The organism is Duganella violaceipulchra (genome assembly GCF_019166075.1).
In the GTDB taxonomy this organism is placed as follows: Bacteria; Pseudomonadota; Gammaproteobacteria; order Burkholderiales; family Burkholderiaceae_D; genus Rugamonas; species Rugamonas violaceipulchra.
In genome coordinates this window covers 1-346 of sequence record NZ_JAHTGR010000158.1, presented here as the reverse complement: position 1 = coordinate 346, position 346 = coordinate 1, and the positions used below count along the sequence as shown (strand labels likewise).

At 60.7% G+C, this 346-nt stretch carries 1 protein-coding gene; it reads right to left on the bottom strand.

Going from position 1 to position 346, the window contains the following annotated elements; all coding sequences use genetic code 11:
• On the bottom strand, nt 1-346 hold a 346-nt coding region (locus tag KVP70_RS33465), incomplete at both ends, for an AMP-binding protein (protein WP_217946738.1).

The following is a 346-nucleotide window of genomic DNA, read 5'->3' as shown; positions in this document are numbered from 1 at the left end:
CGCAAGAAATTTACTACTGATTGATGCGCGACCATCACCCCCTTGGGCATCCCCGTCGAGCCCGAGGTATAGATCACATACGCCAGGTGCCGCGCCGTCAAGCCCAGCAGCGCAGGGTCGGGGTTGTGCGATGCTTGACGCGCCATGGCCGCGCCATCGAGCAGCAGCACCGGTATGACCCAATTTGCTTGAGCCGGATTCGGCAGGCGCTCTTGCATACCCGTCTGCGTCAGCAGCGCCACCGGCATACTGTCTTGTAACATGTATGCCAGACGCTCCTGGGGATAGCTCGGGTCGAGCGGCACATACGCGCCTCCAGCCTTCAAAATCCCCAGCAAGCCAACTA